Origin of the sequence: Mycolicibacterium cosmeticum, from assembly GCF_000613185.1 — a bacterium.
In the GTDB taxonomy this organism is placed as follows: Bacteria; Actinomycetota; Actinomycetes; order Mycobacteriales; family Mycobacteriaceae; genus Mycobacterium; species Mycobacterium cosmeticum.
The window spans coordinates 884,431-897,988 of the sequence record NZ_CCBB010000003.1; the positions used below are offsets into that span (position 1 = coordinate 884,431).

Annotated in this window: 15 protein-coding genes; 10 read left to right on the forward strand and 5 right to left on the reverse strand. The window is 69.4% G+C overall.

Annotated elements, in window-relative coordinates; translation table 11 throughout:
- Positions 1–22 precede the first annotated feature (22 nt).
- Positions 23–253, forward strand: coding sequence for a hypothetical protein (locus tag BN977_RS23400; RefSeq protein ID WP_036401873.1), 231 nt, complete (start codon positions 23–25; stop codon positions 251–253).
- A gap of 48 nt (positions 254–301) precedes the next feature.
- Here the strand turns inward: BN977_RS23400 and BN977_RS23405 are convergent, their stop codons facing one another.
- On the reverse strand, positions 302–715 hold the full coding sequence (locus BN977_RS23405) for a TIGR03667 family PPOX class F420-dependent oxidoreductase (protein WP_036401876.1): 414 nt from the start codon (positions 713–715) through the stop codon (positions 302–304).
- A 23-nt stretch (positions 716–738) separates the two neighbouring features.
- Between BN977_RS23405 and BN977_RS23410 the strand changes: the two genes are divergently transcribed.
- Positions 739–1,380 (forward strand): nitroreductase family protein, encoded by a 642-nt coding sequence (locus BN977_RS23410; RefSeq protein WP_024452775.1) that lies wholly within the window; start codon positions 739–741, stop codon positions 1,378–1,380.
- A 3-nt stretch (positions 1,381–1,383) separates the two neighbouring features.
- Here the strand turns inward: BN977_RS23410 and BN977_RS23415 are convergent, their stop codons facing one another.
- Complete coding sequence (locus tag BN977_RS23415; RefSeq protein ID WP_036404258.1) at positions 1,384–1,977, reverse strand: TetR/AcrR family transcriptional regulator; 594 nt, start codon at positions 1,975–1,977, stop codon at positions 1,384–1,386.
- A gap of 92 nt (positions 1,978–2,069) precedes the next feature.
- On the opposite strand from BN977_RS23415, the gene BN977_RS23420 reads away from it, so the two are divergent.
- The gene (locus BN977_RS23420) at positions 2,070–3,266 is read left to right on the forward strand and encodes an alpha/beta hydrolase family protein (RefSeq protein ID WP_036401880.1); all 1,197 of its coding nucleotides are present in this window, start codon (positions 2,070–2,072) and stop codon (positions 3,264–3,266) included.
- A gap of 13 nt (positions 3,267–3,279) precedes the next feature.
- Here BN977_RS23420 and BN977_RS23425 read toward each other — a convergent pair whose 3' ends face one another.
- The gene (locus tag BN977_RS23425; RefSeq protein WP_036401883.1) at positions 3,280–3,744 is read right to left on the reverse strand and encodes a tRNA (cytidine(34)-2'-O)-methyltransferase; all 465 of its coding nucleotides are present in this window, start codon (positions 3,742–3,744) and stop codon (positions 3,280–3,282) included.
- Between the two features lie 169 nt (positions 3,745–3,913).
- Here BN977_RS23425 and BN977_RS23430 point away from each other — a divergent pair, with 169 nt between their 5' ends.
- Genes BN977_RS23430 through BN977_RS23450 form a run of 5 tightly spaced genes read left to right on the forward strand, consistent with a single transcriptional unit; the run spans position 3,914 to position 8,332 of the window.
- A complete protein-coding gene (locus BN977_RS23430) occupies positions 3,914–6,442 on the forward strand; it encodes an ATP-binding protein (RefSeq protein WP_051562139.1) in 2,529 nt (842 codons plus the stop codon).
- Positions 6,439–6,840, forward strand: coding sequence for a serine protease inhibitor (locus BN977_RS23435; RefSeq protein WP_024452770.1), 402 nt, complete (start codon positions 6,439–6,441; stop codon positions 6,838–6,840). The genes BN977_RS23430 and BN977_RS23435 overlap by 4 nt, the downstream gene beginning before the upstream one ends.
- Before the next feature lie 7 nt (positions 6,841–6,847).
- Entirely contained in the window at positions 6,848–7,228 is a 381-nt protein-coding gene (locus tag BN977_RS23440; protein ID WP_024452769.1) for a DUF742 domain-containing protein, read from the forward strand.
- Positions 7,209–7,778 (forward strand): GTP-binding protein, encoded by a 570-nt coding sequence (locus BN977_RS23445; RefSeq protein ID WP_024452768.1) that lies wholly within the window; start codon positions 7,209–7,211, stop codon positions 7,776–7,778. The genes BN977_RS23440 and BN977_RS23445 overlap by 20 nt, the downstream gene beginning before the upstream one ends.
- Positions 7,775–8,332, forward strand: a complete 558-nt coding sequence (locus BN977_RS23450; protein ID WP_036401886.1) for a pentapeptide repeat-containing protein — start codon at positions 7,775–7,777, stop codon at positions 8,330–8,332. The genes BN977_RS23445 and BN977_RS23450 overlap by 4 nt, the downstream gene beginning before the upstream one ends.
- Positions 8,333–8,384: 52 nt before the next feature.
- Here BN977_RS23450 and BN977_RS23455 read toward each other — a convergent pair whose 3' ends face one another.
- Complete coding sequence (locus BN977_RS23455; RefSeq protein ID WP_024452766.1) at positions 8,385–11,018, reverse strand: FHA domain-containing protein; 2,634 nt, start codon at positions 11,016–11,018, stop codon at positions 8,385–8,387.
- A 127-nt stretch (positions 11,019–11,145) separates the two neighbouring features.
- A complete protein-coding gene (locus BN977_RS23460) occupies positions 11,146–12,360 on the reverse strand; it encodes an NADH:flavin oxidoreductase (RefSeq protein ID WP_036401890.1) in 1,215 nt (404 codons plus the stop codon).
- Between the two features lie 38 nt (positions 12,361–12,398).
- On the opposite strand from BN977_RS23460, the gene BN977_RS23465 reads away from it, so the two are divergent.
- A complete protein-coding gene (locus tag BN977_RS23465; RefSeq protein WP_024452764.1) occupies positions 12,399–13,259 on the forward strand; it encodes a bifunctional methylenetetrahydrofolate dehydrogenase/methenyltetrahydrofolate cyclohydrolase in 861 nt (286 codons plus the stop codon).
- Entirely contained in the window at positions 13,256–13,549 is a 294-nt protein-coding gene (locus BN977_RS23470; RefSeq protein ID WP_024452763.1) for a DUF3017 domain-containing protein, read from the forward strand. Before BN977_RS23465 ends, BN977_RS23470 begins: the two co-directional genes overlap by 4 nt.
- The last annotated feature ends 9 nt before the right edge of the window (positions 13,550–13,558 follow it).

Here is a 13,558-nt window from a genome sequence, read left to right on the forward strand (position 1 = left end):
ACTCACACAAAGGATTACAGAAATGATCGCGATCTTCCGCACCCTGGCCCTGCCCGTCGTCGCCGCCGGCGTCATCGGCGCCGGAGCGCTCGGCCTGGCCGGCACCGCCAGCGCAGCCACCCAGGTGGCCCCCGGCGACCATGGCAGCCACTCCTTCAGCCCCGAGGTCAAGGCCCACCCGGCTCCGACCATGGCGCCCGGCTGGCACGCCCACCACGGGCCGGCCCGGGTCGCGATCCTGCAGAACCGCTGATCCACCCACGGCGAGCCCCACCCGCGAGCGGGTGGGGCTCGGCGCGTATCAGGCCTCGGTCGGGGTGGTCCACACCTTGTCGATGGAGATCTTGATGCGGGTGCTGTAGCCGGCCATCGCCTCGGTGAGCCCGAACTGAGCGGCGGCCTTCTCGTACTTGGCCCAGTACGGTGCGTCCTCGCGACCGTCCACGCCCTCGGCATCGATGCGGGCGGTGCCGCCGATCGCGATGATGCCACTGCCGTTGCCGTCGGAGTCCAGGTTCAGGCTCACCTGCGGATGGTTGCGGATATGGCGCACCTTGGCCGTCGACGGGGTGGTGTAGACGACGATGTCGGTGCCGTCGAAGTAGAACCACACCAGTTTGGGTACGGGTTGCCCGGATTTGGCGACGGTGGTCAGCCAGCCGTAGTCGTCGGAGGTGAGGCGGTCGGTGACATCCTGCGTCAGGTTCGTGGTCATGGCCGAAAATGTAGTCTCGCGATATGACACTGAACCTGTCCGCGGATGAAGTTCTGACCACCACCCGCTCGGTGCGCAAGCGGCTCGATTTCGACAAACCCGTGTCGCGTGAGGTGCTGCTGGAATGTCTCGATCTGGCATTGCAAGCGCCGACAGGTTCAAATTCGCAAGGTTGGCAATGGGTTTTCGTGGAGGACCCGGCCAAGAAGAAGGCCATCGCCGATATCTACCGCACCAATGCCACCCCGTACCTGGCGTCGGCGAAGGATTCCTTCGGTGATGTCCGCGACGAGCAGATCGACGCCGTGCGGTCGTCGGCGAGCTATCTCAACGACAACATGGAGAAGGCGCCGGTGCTGCTGATCCCGGTGCTGGAAGGTCGCCCCGACGGCGCGCCGGCCGGGGTGAGCGCATCCTTCTGGGGCTCCTTGCTGCCCGCGGTGTGGAGCTTCATGCTGGCGCTGCGGTCCCGTGGGCTGGGCTCGGCCTGGACCACCCTGCATCTGCTCGGCGACGGCGAGAAGCAGGCCGCCGAGATCCTGGGCATCCCGTTCGACAAGTATTCCCAGGCCGGCCTGTTCCCGATCGCCTACACCAAGGGCACCGATTTCAAGAAGGCCAAGCGGCTGCCCGCCGAGCAGTTCGCGCACTGGGACACCTGGTGACCGTCAGCCCAAGGCGGCCACGATGCGATCGGTGAGGCTTTCGCAGTAATCGTCGTCGACGGGTAGCTGCATCACGGCCAGCCGCCAGTACAGCGGCCCGGCCAACAGGTCCAACGCCATGTCGGGATCGGTGCCGGGCGGCAGCTGCCCGCGTTCGATGGCCCGGGTGAACAGTTCGGCGGCCTTGACGCGGCGTGGTTCGCGGACGTGCTCGGCCAGCACCGCCGCCAGTTCGGGATTGCGGATGGCCTCGGCCAGCAGGTCCGGCCCGATGCGGCGGACCATCGGATGCGACAGGGTGTCGCGCGCGGTGCGCAGGTACTGCAGCACGTCCCCGCGCAGGGTGCCGGTGTCGGGTACGTCGATGGCGGCGACGGCCGTCTTCGGAACGAGTGCCATCGTCATGTCCAGTTTGGACCGCCAGCGCCGGTACACCGCCGCCTTGCCGACGCCGGCGCGTTTGGCCACCGCGTCGATGGACAGCCTGCCGTAGCCGGTCTCGGCGAGTTCGGCGAAGTAGGCCTCCTCGATCGCGGTGGTCACCTCGTCCTGGAGCACCGGCCCACCCGAGGTGCGGCGGCGTGGGGGAGTGGTCACGAACACACCGTAACTCAAACGGAACGGTTGCGTTCCGTCAACGTCGGTGCGATTATCGAGACGTAACTGTTCCGTTTCGTTTAGGAGGCGTGATGAAATTCCTGTTCGACGACGAGTCGTTCTCGTTCGAAACCCTGCGTGCCGCCGGTTTCGCCAACTACGGCGGCGCCGACCTCGGCGAAATCCTGGTCACGGCCCGAGCCATCCCCGAAGGCGACGAGGTGGCCTGGCACCGCGCGTGGAAGGCCACCGCCCGACGCGTCGAGGCCCTGGGGCGGGAGTCGCTCGGCAACGGCCATGTGGTCAGTGCGCGGGAGGCCCTGCTGCGGGCCTCGAACTATTACCGGACCGCCGAGTTCTACCGCCGGGAAGACCCGGTGCACGATCCCGAGGTGGCCGAGCTGTCGCGGGCCGCGCAAGACAGCTTCCTGGCCGCGATCGACCTGTTCGACTTCACCTTCGAGCGGGTCAGCATCCCGTACCTGGACACCGCGCTGCCCGGTTACCTCTATCTGGTCGACGGTTCGGGGCAACCGCGGCCGACCGTCATCTACAACAGCGGCTACGACTCGACGTTGGAGGAGTCCTACTTCGCGATCGCCGCCGCGGCCCTGGCCCGCGGCTACAACGTGCTGGCCTTCGACGGTCCCGGTCAGGGCGGCGCGATCCGCGAACAGCGCCTGGTGTTCCGGCACGACTGGGAGGCCGTCATCACGCCGGTCGTCGATTTCGCGCTCACCCGTCCCGAGATCGCCGCCGACCGGATCGCGTTGTCCGGCTACAGCCTGGGCGGCTATCTGGTGGCCCGCGCGGCGGCCTTCGAGAACCGGCTCGCGGCGGTGATCCTGGACGACGGCGTCTTCGATTTCGGCTCTGCCGTGGCGCGGTTGCTGCCGCCCTTCCTCGGCCGGTGGATCGCCGACGGCAACACCGGGGCCGCCGATCAGGTGCTCACCCTGCTGATGGCGGCCAACACCCAACTCCGGTGGGCGCTGCACAACGGCGTGTGGGTGATGGGTGTCGACAGCCCGGCCGAGCTACCGGCGGTGTTCGCCCGCTACACGCTGGCGGGCATCGCCGACCGGATCACCGCGCCGACCCTCGTGCTCGACGCCGAGAACGATCAGTTCTTCAAGGGCGAACCGCAACGCGTCGCCGACGCCTTGGTGAACGCCAAGGCCACCCTGGTCACCCTGCGTGAATCGGAAGGCGCGGGCGAACACTGCCACATGGGTGCCATGGGCCGGGCTCATCAGGTCATCTTCGATTGGCTCGATGGTGTTCTGTGACAACCGAACCGAGTCACACCGCGCCGGCGAACCCGTGCTGGCGCCACGCCTCGTAGGCCGCCACCGCCGCGGCGTTGGACAGATTCAACGAGCGCCGGCCGGCCAGCATCGGGATGCGCACCCGGCCGGTGATGTGCCGGTCGCCCAGCGTCTCGGCGTCCAGGCCGGTCGGCTCGGGACCGAACATCAACACATCGCCGGGCTGATACGTCACCTCGGCGAACGACCGGTCGGCGTGCGCGGTGAACGCGTACACCGCCGCCGGCAGCAGCGCCGCCCACGCCGAAGCCAGATCGGCGTGCACCGTCACCGACGCCAGGTCGTGGTAGTCCAGCCCGGCCCGGCGCAACTTGGGCTCGGACAGATCGAATCCCAGCGGCTCGACCAGGTGCAGTTCGCACCCCGTCGCCGCCACCATCCGGATGGCGTTGCCGGTGTTGGGTGCGATCCGGGGCGAGAAGAACAGCACGCGAAACATCCGACGATGATGTCATCCGCCCCAGCACACGGCGGGGCAACATCTCGGTCACGAACTGTGCGCGTTACCTCCTGAACTGTGGAAAGCGCTGCATGCGGCTGTCATACTCGACAAATCGCGACAGGCGTGCCACGCCGGCCCCCGTGTGGGCAAACGCAGCAGGAAACCGATGAGCAACGAATTCGCGCACGCCACAACGCAAGACGCCGCCGATGCGGTCAAGCGGCCGTCGCGCTGGGCGCTGAGCAACTGGCCCGTCGGATGGAAAGTGCTTGCCATCGCCCTGGTTCCGCTCGTGCTCGCCGGCGTGCTCGGCGGGCTGCGGATCTCCTCCGGGCTGCACGCTGCGGCCGATCTACGCCGCGCTGCCGACCGTGCCGACCTGGTCCCGGCCATCGTCGACTACATGGCCGCGCTGGACACCGCGCTGCTGGCCACCTCCACCGACACCGATGTCCAGCCCGCCCTCAGCGCCTTCGACACCAGCCGGAAGACCCTGGCCGACAAGCTGGCCGGCACCGACGCGGTGCCCGACGTCGACAAGGGCGTCACCACGATCCTGCAGGGCGGCCGGCAGCTGCTCGACGGTGTCACCTCGAACGCCATCGGCCTGCGGGACCGGATCACCACCTACGCGCCGATCCTGCTGACCGCCGAGGACGCGATCAACGGTTCGGTGCGGGTGGAGGACGAGCGGATCCGCGCGCAGACCGTGGGCCTGTCCCGCGCCGTCGGCGCGCGCGGCCAGATGACGATGCAGCAGCTGCTGGTCAACCGCGGTGCCGACCTGCCCGAACCGGAACTGCGCACCTCGATGATCACCCTGGCCGGTACCGAACCCTCGACGCTGTTCGGGATGAGCCAGGCGCTCGGGGTCGGCTCGGCCGACGCGCAGAAGCTGCAGGAGCAGATGGTCCGCCGGATGGGCATGATGTCCGATCCGGCCGTACCGCTGCCCAACAATCCGGACCTGGCCCAGTCCATCCAGGCCACCAACGAGATCGCCGGCACGATCATCGCCGACACCTCCGCGTCGATCACCGCGGCGGTGCACGGTCAAGCCGATCACCAGCGCAGCACCGCGATCCGGGACGCGATCCTGGTCGTGGGCGCCATCCTGGTCGCCCTGATGGCGGTGGCCCTGGTTGCCCGGTCCCTGGTCCGGCCCTTGCGGCGGCTGCGCGACGGCGCGCTCAAGGTCGCCCATCAGGACCTGGCCCGCGAACTGGAGCAGGTCCGTGCCGGCGGCGACCCGGGCCCGATCCGCCCGCTGCCGGTGCCCACCACCGAGGAGGTCGGCCAGGTCGCGCACGCCGTCGACGAGCTGCACGAGCAGGCGGTCCTGTTGGCCGCCGAGCAGGCCCGGCTGCAGCTGCAGGTCACCGACATGTTCGAGACGCTGTCCCGGCGCAGCCGGTCCCTGGTGGACCAGCAGCTGGTCCTCATCGACCAGCTCGAACGCGACGAGGCCGACCCGAAACGGCTGCAGAGCCTGTTCCAACTGGACCACCTGGCCGCCCGGATGCGCCGCAACGGGGCGAACCTGCTGGTGCTGTCGGGCACCCGGTTGTCCCGCGAACAGTCCGGACCGGTCGCGCTGGCGGCCGTCGTCAACGCCGCCGCCTCCGAGGTCGAGGACTACACCCGGGTGGCCACCGCGGCGCTGCCCGACACGGACATCGACGGCGCCGTCGCCGCCGACCTGGTGCACGTGCTGGCCGAACTGCTGGACAACGCGCTGCGCTACTCGCCGCCCGCCACCCATGTGCGGGTGTCGGCGGTGCACACCGGGGACGGTGCGCTGGTCATCGAGGTCGGGGACGAGGGTCTGGGCATGACCGAGGCCGACCTGCGGGTGGCCAACACCCGGCTGCAGTCCGGTGGTGAGGTCAACCCGTACACCGCGCGGCACATGGGTCTGTTCGTGATCGGCCGGCTGGCCGACACCCACGGTCTGGTGGTGCGGCTGCGCAGCACCGTGGCCGGTGACCCGTCGTCGGGGATCACCGCAGGCATCTACGTCCCCCAGAACCTGCTGGCCGGGGACGGCGGCAACGCCCCCTTCACCGATTTCGTCCCGGCGCCACCGACGTCCGTCACGCCCCCGGTCGTCGAGCGCCCGGTCGAACCCGTGGCGAACCCGACGCGACCCGTGCAGTCGACGATGGAGTCCGATTCGCTTCTGCCGCAACGCAATCCGGGGGCGAGTGGGATCGCGGGCGGCCCGGTGGTCGAGCCGGCCGAGAGGGCGCCAGAGAAGCACACAGACACCTCGGCCTTCTTCGCGGCCCGTGCGCAGGTGCGCGACGAACCGCCGCCGCGTAGCGAACCCGTGACCGGGTCGGACGACGCGATCTACCAGAAGATGCTCTCGGAATGGCTCGTCGACCCGACCGATCTGGGCTCCAGCACCGACCTGGACTGGAAGTCGGTCTGGGACAACGGCTGGTCGGCGGCCGCCGCGGCCGAGGACGCCCCGGTGGCCGAACACACTCCCGAGGGGCTGCCGGTCCGCCAGCCGGGCGCCCGGCTGGTGCCGGGAGCCGGCGGCGACCCACTAGCATCTGAACCCGCCGGCGACGACTTCGACACCGGTCCGCTGCCGGATCCGGCCGCGGTCCGGGCGAGCATCAGCAGCCACTTCGGGGGTGTGCACGCGGGCCGCACGCACGCGAGCGAGACCGGAGGATTCGAATGAGCACCACCCGCGAGTCGCTGGACTGGCTGGTGTCCCGGTTCGCCCGCGAGGTCGCCGGGGTGTCGCACGCCGTCCTGGTCTCCGCCGACGGCCTGCTGATGGCCGCCAGCGAGCACATGCCCATCGAACGGGCCGACCAGTTGGCGGCGGTCGCCTCCGGGCTGGCCAGCCTGTCGACCGGGGCCGCGCAGCTGTTCGAGGGCGGCCACGTCATGCAATCGGTGGTCGAGATGGAGAACGGCTACCTACTGCTGATGCGGGTGGGCGACGGCTCCAATCTCGCCACCCTGGCCACCCGGTCCTGCGATATCGGCCAGATCGGCTACGAGATGGCGATCCTGGTGGAGAGGGTCGGCACCGTCGTCCAGTCGGCCCGGCGAGCGCGCCAGCACTTGTGAGGCGCCCATGGCCACAGGGGACGGCTGGGAACGCGACGACGCCGGTGAACCGAGTCTGGTACGGCCGTACACGCTGACCGCCGGGCGGACCGAACCCGCCGTCGCGCTGCCGTGGGAGGCGCCGATCCGGACACGCGATTTCGCCCCCGCACCACGCTGGCCGGCGAACGACGTCCGGGCGCGGATACTGGAACTCGGCAGGGATGGTCCGTCGGTCGCGGAGATCGCGGCTCGTCTATCGTTGCCGCTCGGCGTGGCGCGGGTGCTGATCGGGGATCTGGTCACCGAGGGGTACCTCACGGTGCACCAGACACTCGGTGACGCCGCCACGACCGATGAACGACGCGAACTGATCGGAAGGACGTTGCGTGGCCTACGGGCTCTCTAGTCACCGAACGAGCTCCACCAAGATCGTCATCTCCGGTGGTTTCGGTGCGGGCAAGACCACCTTCGTCGGCGCGGTGTCGGAGATCATGCCGCTGCGCACCGAGGCCCTGGTGACCACCGCGTCGGCCGGCGTCGACGGGCTGGAGGCCACACCCGACAAGAGCACCACGACGGTGGCCATGGACTTCGGCCGGATCACCCTGGCCGAGGATCTGGTGCTGTACCTGTTCGGCACGCCCGGACAGCGCCGGTTCTGGTTCATGTGGGACGACCTGGTGCGCGGGGCGATCGGCGCGGTGATCCTGGTCGACGTGCGCAGGCTGCAGGACAGCTTCGCCGCGGTCGACTTCTTCGAGGCGCGCAAGCTGCCGTTCATCATCGCCGTCAACGAATTCGACGGTGCCACGCGGTATCCGGCCGCGGCGATCCGGCAGGCGCTGGCGCTGCCCGACGGGATCCCGATCGTCTCGGTCGACGCCAGGGACCGCAACTCGGCGCGCGACGCCCTGATCGCCGTCACCGAATACGCGCTGGCCGCGCTGCCGTCGTGACCGAGCCGGTCTGGGTGGATCGCGAGTTCACCGGTCACGATTTCCGCGGCGAGGACCTGAGCCGGGTCCGCACCGAGCGCGCGGTGTTCGACGAATGCGATTTCAGCGGCGTGGACCTCACCGAATCCGTGCACGCCGGCTCGGCGTTCCGTAACTGCAACTTCCGCCGGGCCACGCTGTGGCACAGCACCTTCACCAATTGCAGCCTGCTGGGCTCGGTGTTCACCGAGGCCAGGCTGCGGCCGGTGGTGATGACGGAGGTGGACCTGACGCTGGCCGTCCTGGGTGGTTGCGATCTGCGCGGCATCGACCTGTCCGGGTCCCGGCTGCGGGAGGCCGGCCTCGTCGGGACCGATCTACGTAAGGCGGTGCTGCGCCAGGCCGACCTGTCCGGGGTGCGGGCGCAGGACGCGAAATTCGAGCAGGCCGACCTGCGCGGCGCGCGGGTCGACCCGACGTTCTGGACGACGGCGAAGGTGCGTGGCGCCCGGATCGACATCCCGCAGGGCCTGGCCTACGCCGCCGCCCACGGCCTCGACATCCACGGCGAATGAGGGATTTGTGGAGCCGCACCCGTAATGATTCCGGCTGCGGCTCCACAAATCGCTAACCGGCCTTGAGCCGGATCTTCCAGCGCACGAAGCCGACGTAGAACACCGACAACGCCACCAGCATGCCCATGTCGAACAGCCATGTCCCGGTGGTGTGCTTCCAGTGCGAGTCGTCCGGTGACAGGGGCGCCGGTACCAGTCCGGTCAGGTCGATGGTCGACGCGGTGGCGGCGAATCCCCAGCGGGCCGGGGTGATCCAGGACATCTGGTCCAGCACGATGCGCCCGGTCACCGGGATCATGCCGCCGGAGAACACCAGCTGCGACATGATCGCGATGACCAGCAGCGGCATGATCTGCTCGTTGGACTTGGCCAGCGCCGAGAGTGCCAGGCCGACCATCGCCGCGCAGATCGTGGTCGCGGCCACGTCGACGTAGAGCTCCAGGCTGCGCGGCAGCAGCACGCCGGTGGCGACCGCCCCTTCGTGCCAGCCCTTGCCGAGGATGGCGATGGTGACCGCGATGGCCGACTGCACCAACGCGAAGATGGTGAAGATGAACACCTTCGCCAACAGATAGGCCGACGTCGACAACCCGACGGCCTGCTCACGCAGGAAGATGGCGCGTTCACCGATCAGGGCGCGGATGGTCAGCGCGGTGCCCATGAAGATGGCGCCGACGTTGAGCAGCACCAGGATCTGGCCCGGCTCGTTGGGTGCCTCGCCGCCCTTGATCGCCGGCACCGGCAGGCCGAAGCCGACGTCGCCGGGCACCGTCAGTGCCAGCGTGCCCATGATGAACGGCAGCAGCGCCAGGAAGATGAAGTAGCCGCGGTCGGAGATGGTCAGCCGGAACTGCCGGCGCGCGATCGTCGAGAACTGGCGCACCAGACTGGTTTTCGCGGGCTTGCCCAGATCGCCGGGCTTCTCCGACGGCGGCGCCGGGGGAGTCGGGGCGCTGCGCTCCAGGTAGCGGCGGTGTGCCGCGGCCGGGTCACCGGCCACGCTGCTGAAGATGTCGGCCCAGTTGGTGGTGCCCAGCTGCGGACCGATCTGACTCGGCGGCCCGGCGAACGCGGTCTTGCCGCCGGGCGCCAGCAGCAGCACCTGGTCGCAGACGTCCAGGTAGGTCAGCGAGTGCGTCACCACCAGCACGACGCGGCCGGCGTCGGCCAGCTGGCGCAGCATCGTCATCACCTGGCGGTCCAGCGCCGGGTCCAGACCCGAGGTCGGTTCGTCGAGGATGAGCAGCGACGGACCGGTCAGCAGTTCCAGTGCCACCGAGGCGCGTTTGCGCTGACCCCCGGACAGCTTGTCGACCCGGGTCTCCAGGTGCTTGGTCATCTCGAGCTCTTCGAGCACCTGCATGACGACCTGCTCGCGGTCGTCCTTGGTGGTGTCCGGCGGCAGCCGCAGCTCGGCGGCGTACATCAGCGCCTGCTTGACGGTCAGCTGCCCGTGCACCACGTCGTCCTGGGGGACCATGCCGATCCGGGAACGCAGCGAGGCGTACTCGGCGTGGATGTCGTGGCCCTCGAAGGTGATCGTGCCGCTGGTCGGGTGGGTGTACCCGGCGACCTGCTTGGCGAAGGTGGACTTGCCGGCACCGGACGGCCCGATCACCGCGGTGAGGGTGCCGGGCCGGGCGTCCAGCGAGATGTTGTCCAGCAGGGTCTTGTTGCCCTCGATGGTCCACGTCAGCCCGCGGACCTCCAGGCCACCGGTGCGGGTGTCGGCCTCGGTCTCGGTGCGCCGGGCCAGGGTGCCGCCGGCGAAGACCAGGTCGACGTTACCGATGGTGACGACGTCGCCGTCGCGCAGCGTCGCCTCGTCGACGCGCTGACCATTGACGAAGGTGCCGTTGATGCTGCGGTTGTCGCGGATCTCGGTGGCGCCGCCGACCGGCACCAAGGTGGCGTGGTGCCGCGAGGCCAGCACATCGGGAATGACGATGTCGTTGTCGGTGGCGCGACCGATCTTGATCCCGCCCGCCGGCACCTCGGGGGCGCGACCCGGCCGCAGGATCTTGAGCATCGTCGTGCCGATGTTGCCGTCGCTGGTCCGCGGAACCGCGGTGGGACCGAAGGTGGTCGGCGGCGCGGCGGGCGCCGGCGGCTGGTAGGTCGGGTACGGCGCGCTCTGCTGAACGCCGGAGGGGTACTGCGGCATCGGTGCGCTCGGCTGCGGGGCCGACGGATAGTGCGGGCCGGTCGGATAGCTGGGTTGCGGTCCCGACGGGTACTGCGGGTGCGGCCGCGACACCGGCGGCGCTCCCGCGGTCGGCCACGGACTGGACGACGGAGGTTGGGTCGGCCATGCCGTGCTCTGCCGCTGCGTGACCGGCATCGAGGTGGTCTGCGGTGGGGTGCCTGCCGAACCCTGGTGGCGGCCCACCTCGAAGGTGAGCTGCGGGCCGTCCGGGTTGCCGATGTTGATCCGCTGCCCGTCGGCGATGTCCACCGTGGGCACCCGCTGACCGTTGACGTACATCCCGTTGAGCGAGCCGTTGTCGATGGCGATCCATCGACCCTGGTCGAAGCGCAGCACCAGGTGCGCGCGGGAGATCAACGGGTGGGCGATCCGGACGTCGGCGCGCAGATCGCGACCGACGACGACATCGTTGCCAGCGGAGAAGGTCCGTGCGGACCCGTCGTAGCGAACGGACAGGGCGGGCGCTGCGGGTCGGCTCATCGCTCCCAACTCTATCGGTAGCGGGGGGCACGCACGGGTCGGTACACCATTGCGTTACCCGCCGAGTGTGGGCCGCAGGCCCGGTTCACGCGCGAAACGGGTACAGGGGCCCCACAGTGGTCGGAGGTCAGTGCACCAGCGCGTCCGGGGCGCCGGTGAGCACGCAGTGCGTGTGGGTGTAGATCGTCGGCATGCACAGGTTGCAGTGCGTGCACCCCGACCGGGTGTCGCGATCGGCCTTGATCCGGTTGACCAGGCCGGGCTCGGCCAGCAGGGCGCGGCCCATCGCAACGAAGTCGAAGCCCTCGGCCATCGCCAGGTCCATGGTCTCGCGGTTGGTGATGCCGCCGAGCAGGATCAGCGGCATCGTCAGCTCGGCGCGGAACAGCCGGGCCTCGCGCAGCAGGTACGCCTCCCGGTACGGGTACTGCCGCAGGAAGTTCTTGCCCGTCATCCGCACACCCCAGCGGATGGGCGGTTTGAACGCGCCGGCGAACTCCTTGATCGGTGCGTCGCCGCGGAACAGGTACATCGGGTTCACCAGGGAGCTGCCCGCGGTCAGCTCGATGGCGTCCAGGCCACCGTCTTCTTCGAGCCATTTCGCGGTCTGCAGGGCTTCGGAGTTGCTGATCCCGCCGCGCACCCCGTCGCTCATGTTCAGCTTCGCGGTGACGGCGATCTGCTTGGCGCCGTGCTTGTCGACGGCATCGCGGACCGCACGCACCACCCCGCGCGCCACCTTGGCCCGGTTCTCCAGCGAACCCCCGAACTCGTCGGAGCGGCGGTTGAGCAGCGGGGACAGGAACGCACTGGCCAGATAGTTGTGGCCCAGGTGCACCTCGACGGCGTCGAAGCCGGCGTCGATGGCCAGGCGCGCGGCATCGGCGTGCGCGGCCAGCACGTCACGGATGTCGTCCTTCGTCGCCTTCTTGGCGAAGCGCATCGACAGCGGGTTGAAGAACCGGCCGGGTGCCAGGGCCTGCGCCTTGTTGGTCCGGGCGTTGGCCACCGGCCCCGCATGGCCGATCTGCGCGCTGATCGCCGCGCCCTCGGCGTGGATGGCGTCGGTGAGCCGGCGCAGTCCGGGCACCGCCTCGGGGCGCATCCACAGCTGCCAGCCGTCGGTGCGCCCACCGGGGGACACCGCGCAGTAGGCGACCGTGGTCATCCCGACGCCGCCGGCCGCGGGCAGCCGGTGATAGGTGATCAGGTCGTCGGTGACCAGCGCATTCGGTGTGGACGCCTCGAAGGTGGCGGCCTTGATGATGCGGTTGCGCAGGGTCACCGGACCGAGCTTGGCGGCGCCGAACACGTCGGTGGACACATTCTGCGAACTGTTCATAGTCGGAGCCTGCCACGGCTCCTGACACAATGGCACCCGTGGGTGCGATTACGTTGGACGGCAAGGCCACGCGCGACGAGATTTTCGTCGATCTCAAGCAGCGCGTCGCGAAACTGACCGAGGCGGGCCGGACGCCCGGGCTCGGCACGATCCTGGTCGGCGACGATCCGGGTTCGCAGGCCTATGTGCGCGGCAAGCACGCCGACTGCGCCAAGGTCGGCATCAACTCGATCCGCCGGGACCTGCCCGCCGACATCAGTCAGGCCACCCTCGACGAGACCATCGACGAGCTCAACGCCAACCCCGAGTGCACCGGCTACATCGTCCAGCTCCCGCTGCCCAAGCACCTGGACGAGAACGCCGCGCTGGAGCGCGTCGACCCGGACAAGGATGCCGACGGCCTGCACCCGACCAACCTGGGCCGGCTGGTGCTCGGCAAAGAGGCGCCGTTGCCGTGCACCCCGCGCGGCATCGTGCACCTGCTGCGCCGCTTCGACGTGCCGATCGCCGGCGCGCACGTGGTGGTGATCGGCCGCGGGGTGACGGTGGGCCGCCCGCTCGGCCTGTTGCTGACCCGCCGGTCGGAGAACGCGACGGTGACGTTGTGCCACACCGGGACTCGTGATCTGCCGGAGCTGACCCGGCAGGCCGACATCATCGTCGCCGCCGTCGGTGTGCCCTACATGGTCACCGCGGACATGGTGAAACCCGGTGCCGCGGTGGTCGATGTCGGGGTGAGCCGGGTGGAGGGCAAGCTGACCGGCGATGTCGCCCCGGACGTGTGGGACGTGGCGGGTCACGTGTCGCCCAACCCGGGCGGGGTCGGTCCGCTCACCCGGGCGTTCCTGCTGACCAATGTGGTCGAGCGCGCCGAAATGGGCCTGAGTCAAACGCCATGACACCCAAGGAGTTCGCCCGCAAGGTGTTCGGTGGTCAGTGGCCCATCCTGACCGTCGGGGCGATCTTCGTGCTGGCGTTCGTGTTGGTGGTGGCCGGGTATTGGCGCCGCGGAGCGCTGGTCATCGCGATCGGTGTCGGGGTGGCCGCCGCGCTGCGGCTGGCGCTGACCGACGACCGCGCCGGCCTGTTGGTGGTGCGGTCCAAGGTGATCGACGTCGCCACCACCGCCACGGTCAGCGCGATCGTGCTTTACATCGCCTGGACCATCGACCCGCTGGGCACCAGCTAGCAGGTCAGT

Bases quoted from the DNA above. Each gene is read 5' to 3' on its own strand.
- BN977_RS23425 (WP_036401883.1), bottom strand. From the start codon at position 3,744: ATGTTTCGCGTGCTGTTCTTCTCGCCCCGGATCGCACCCAACACCGGC.
- BN977_RS23410 (WP_024452775.1), top strand. From the start codon at position 739: ATGACACTGAACCTGTCCGCGGATGAAGTTCTGACCACCACCCGCTCG.
- BN977_RS23430 (WP_051562139.1), top strand. From the start codon at position 3,914: ATGAGCAACGAATTCGCGCACGCCACAACGCAAGACGCCGCCGATGCG.
- BN977_RS23435 (WP_024452770.1), top strand. From the start codon at position 6,439: ATGAGCACCACCCGCGAGTCGCTGGACTGGCTGGTGTCCCGGTTCGCC.
- BN977_RS23460 (WP_036401890.1), bottom strand. From the start codon at position 12,360: ATGAACAGTTCGCAGAATGTGTCCACCGACGTGTTCGGCGCCGCCAAG.
- BN977_RS23420 (WP_036401880.1), top strand. From the start codon at position 2,070: ATGAAATTCCTGTTCGACGACGAGTCGTTCTCGTTCGAAACCCTGCGT.
- BN977_RS23405 (WP_036401876.1), bottom strand. From the start codon at position 715: ATGACCACGAACCTGACGCAGGATGTCACCGACCGCCTCACCTCCGAC.
- BN977_RS23470 (WP_024452763.1), top strand. From the start codon at position 13,256: ATGACACCCAAGGAGTTCGCCCGCAAGGTGTTCGGTGGTCAGTGGCCC.
- BN977_RS23455 (WP_024452766.1), bottom strand. From the start codon at position 11,018: ATGAGCCGACCCGCAGCGCCCGCCCTGTCCGTTCGCTACGACGGGTCC.
- BN977_RS23400 (WP_036401873.1), top strand. From the start codon at position 23: ATGATCGCGATCTTCCGCACCCTGGCCCTGCCCGTCGTCGCCGCCGGC.
- BN977_RS23440 (WP_024452769.1), top strand. From the start codon at position 6,848: ATGGCCACAGGGGACGGCTGGGAACGCGACGACGCCGGTGAACCGAGT.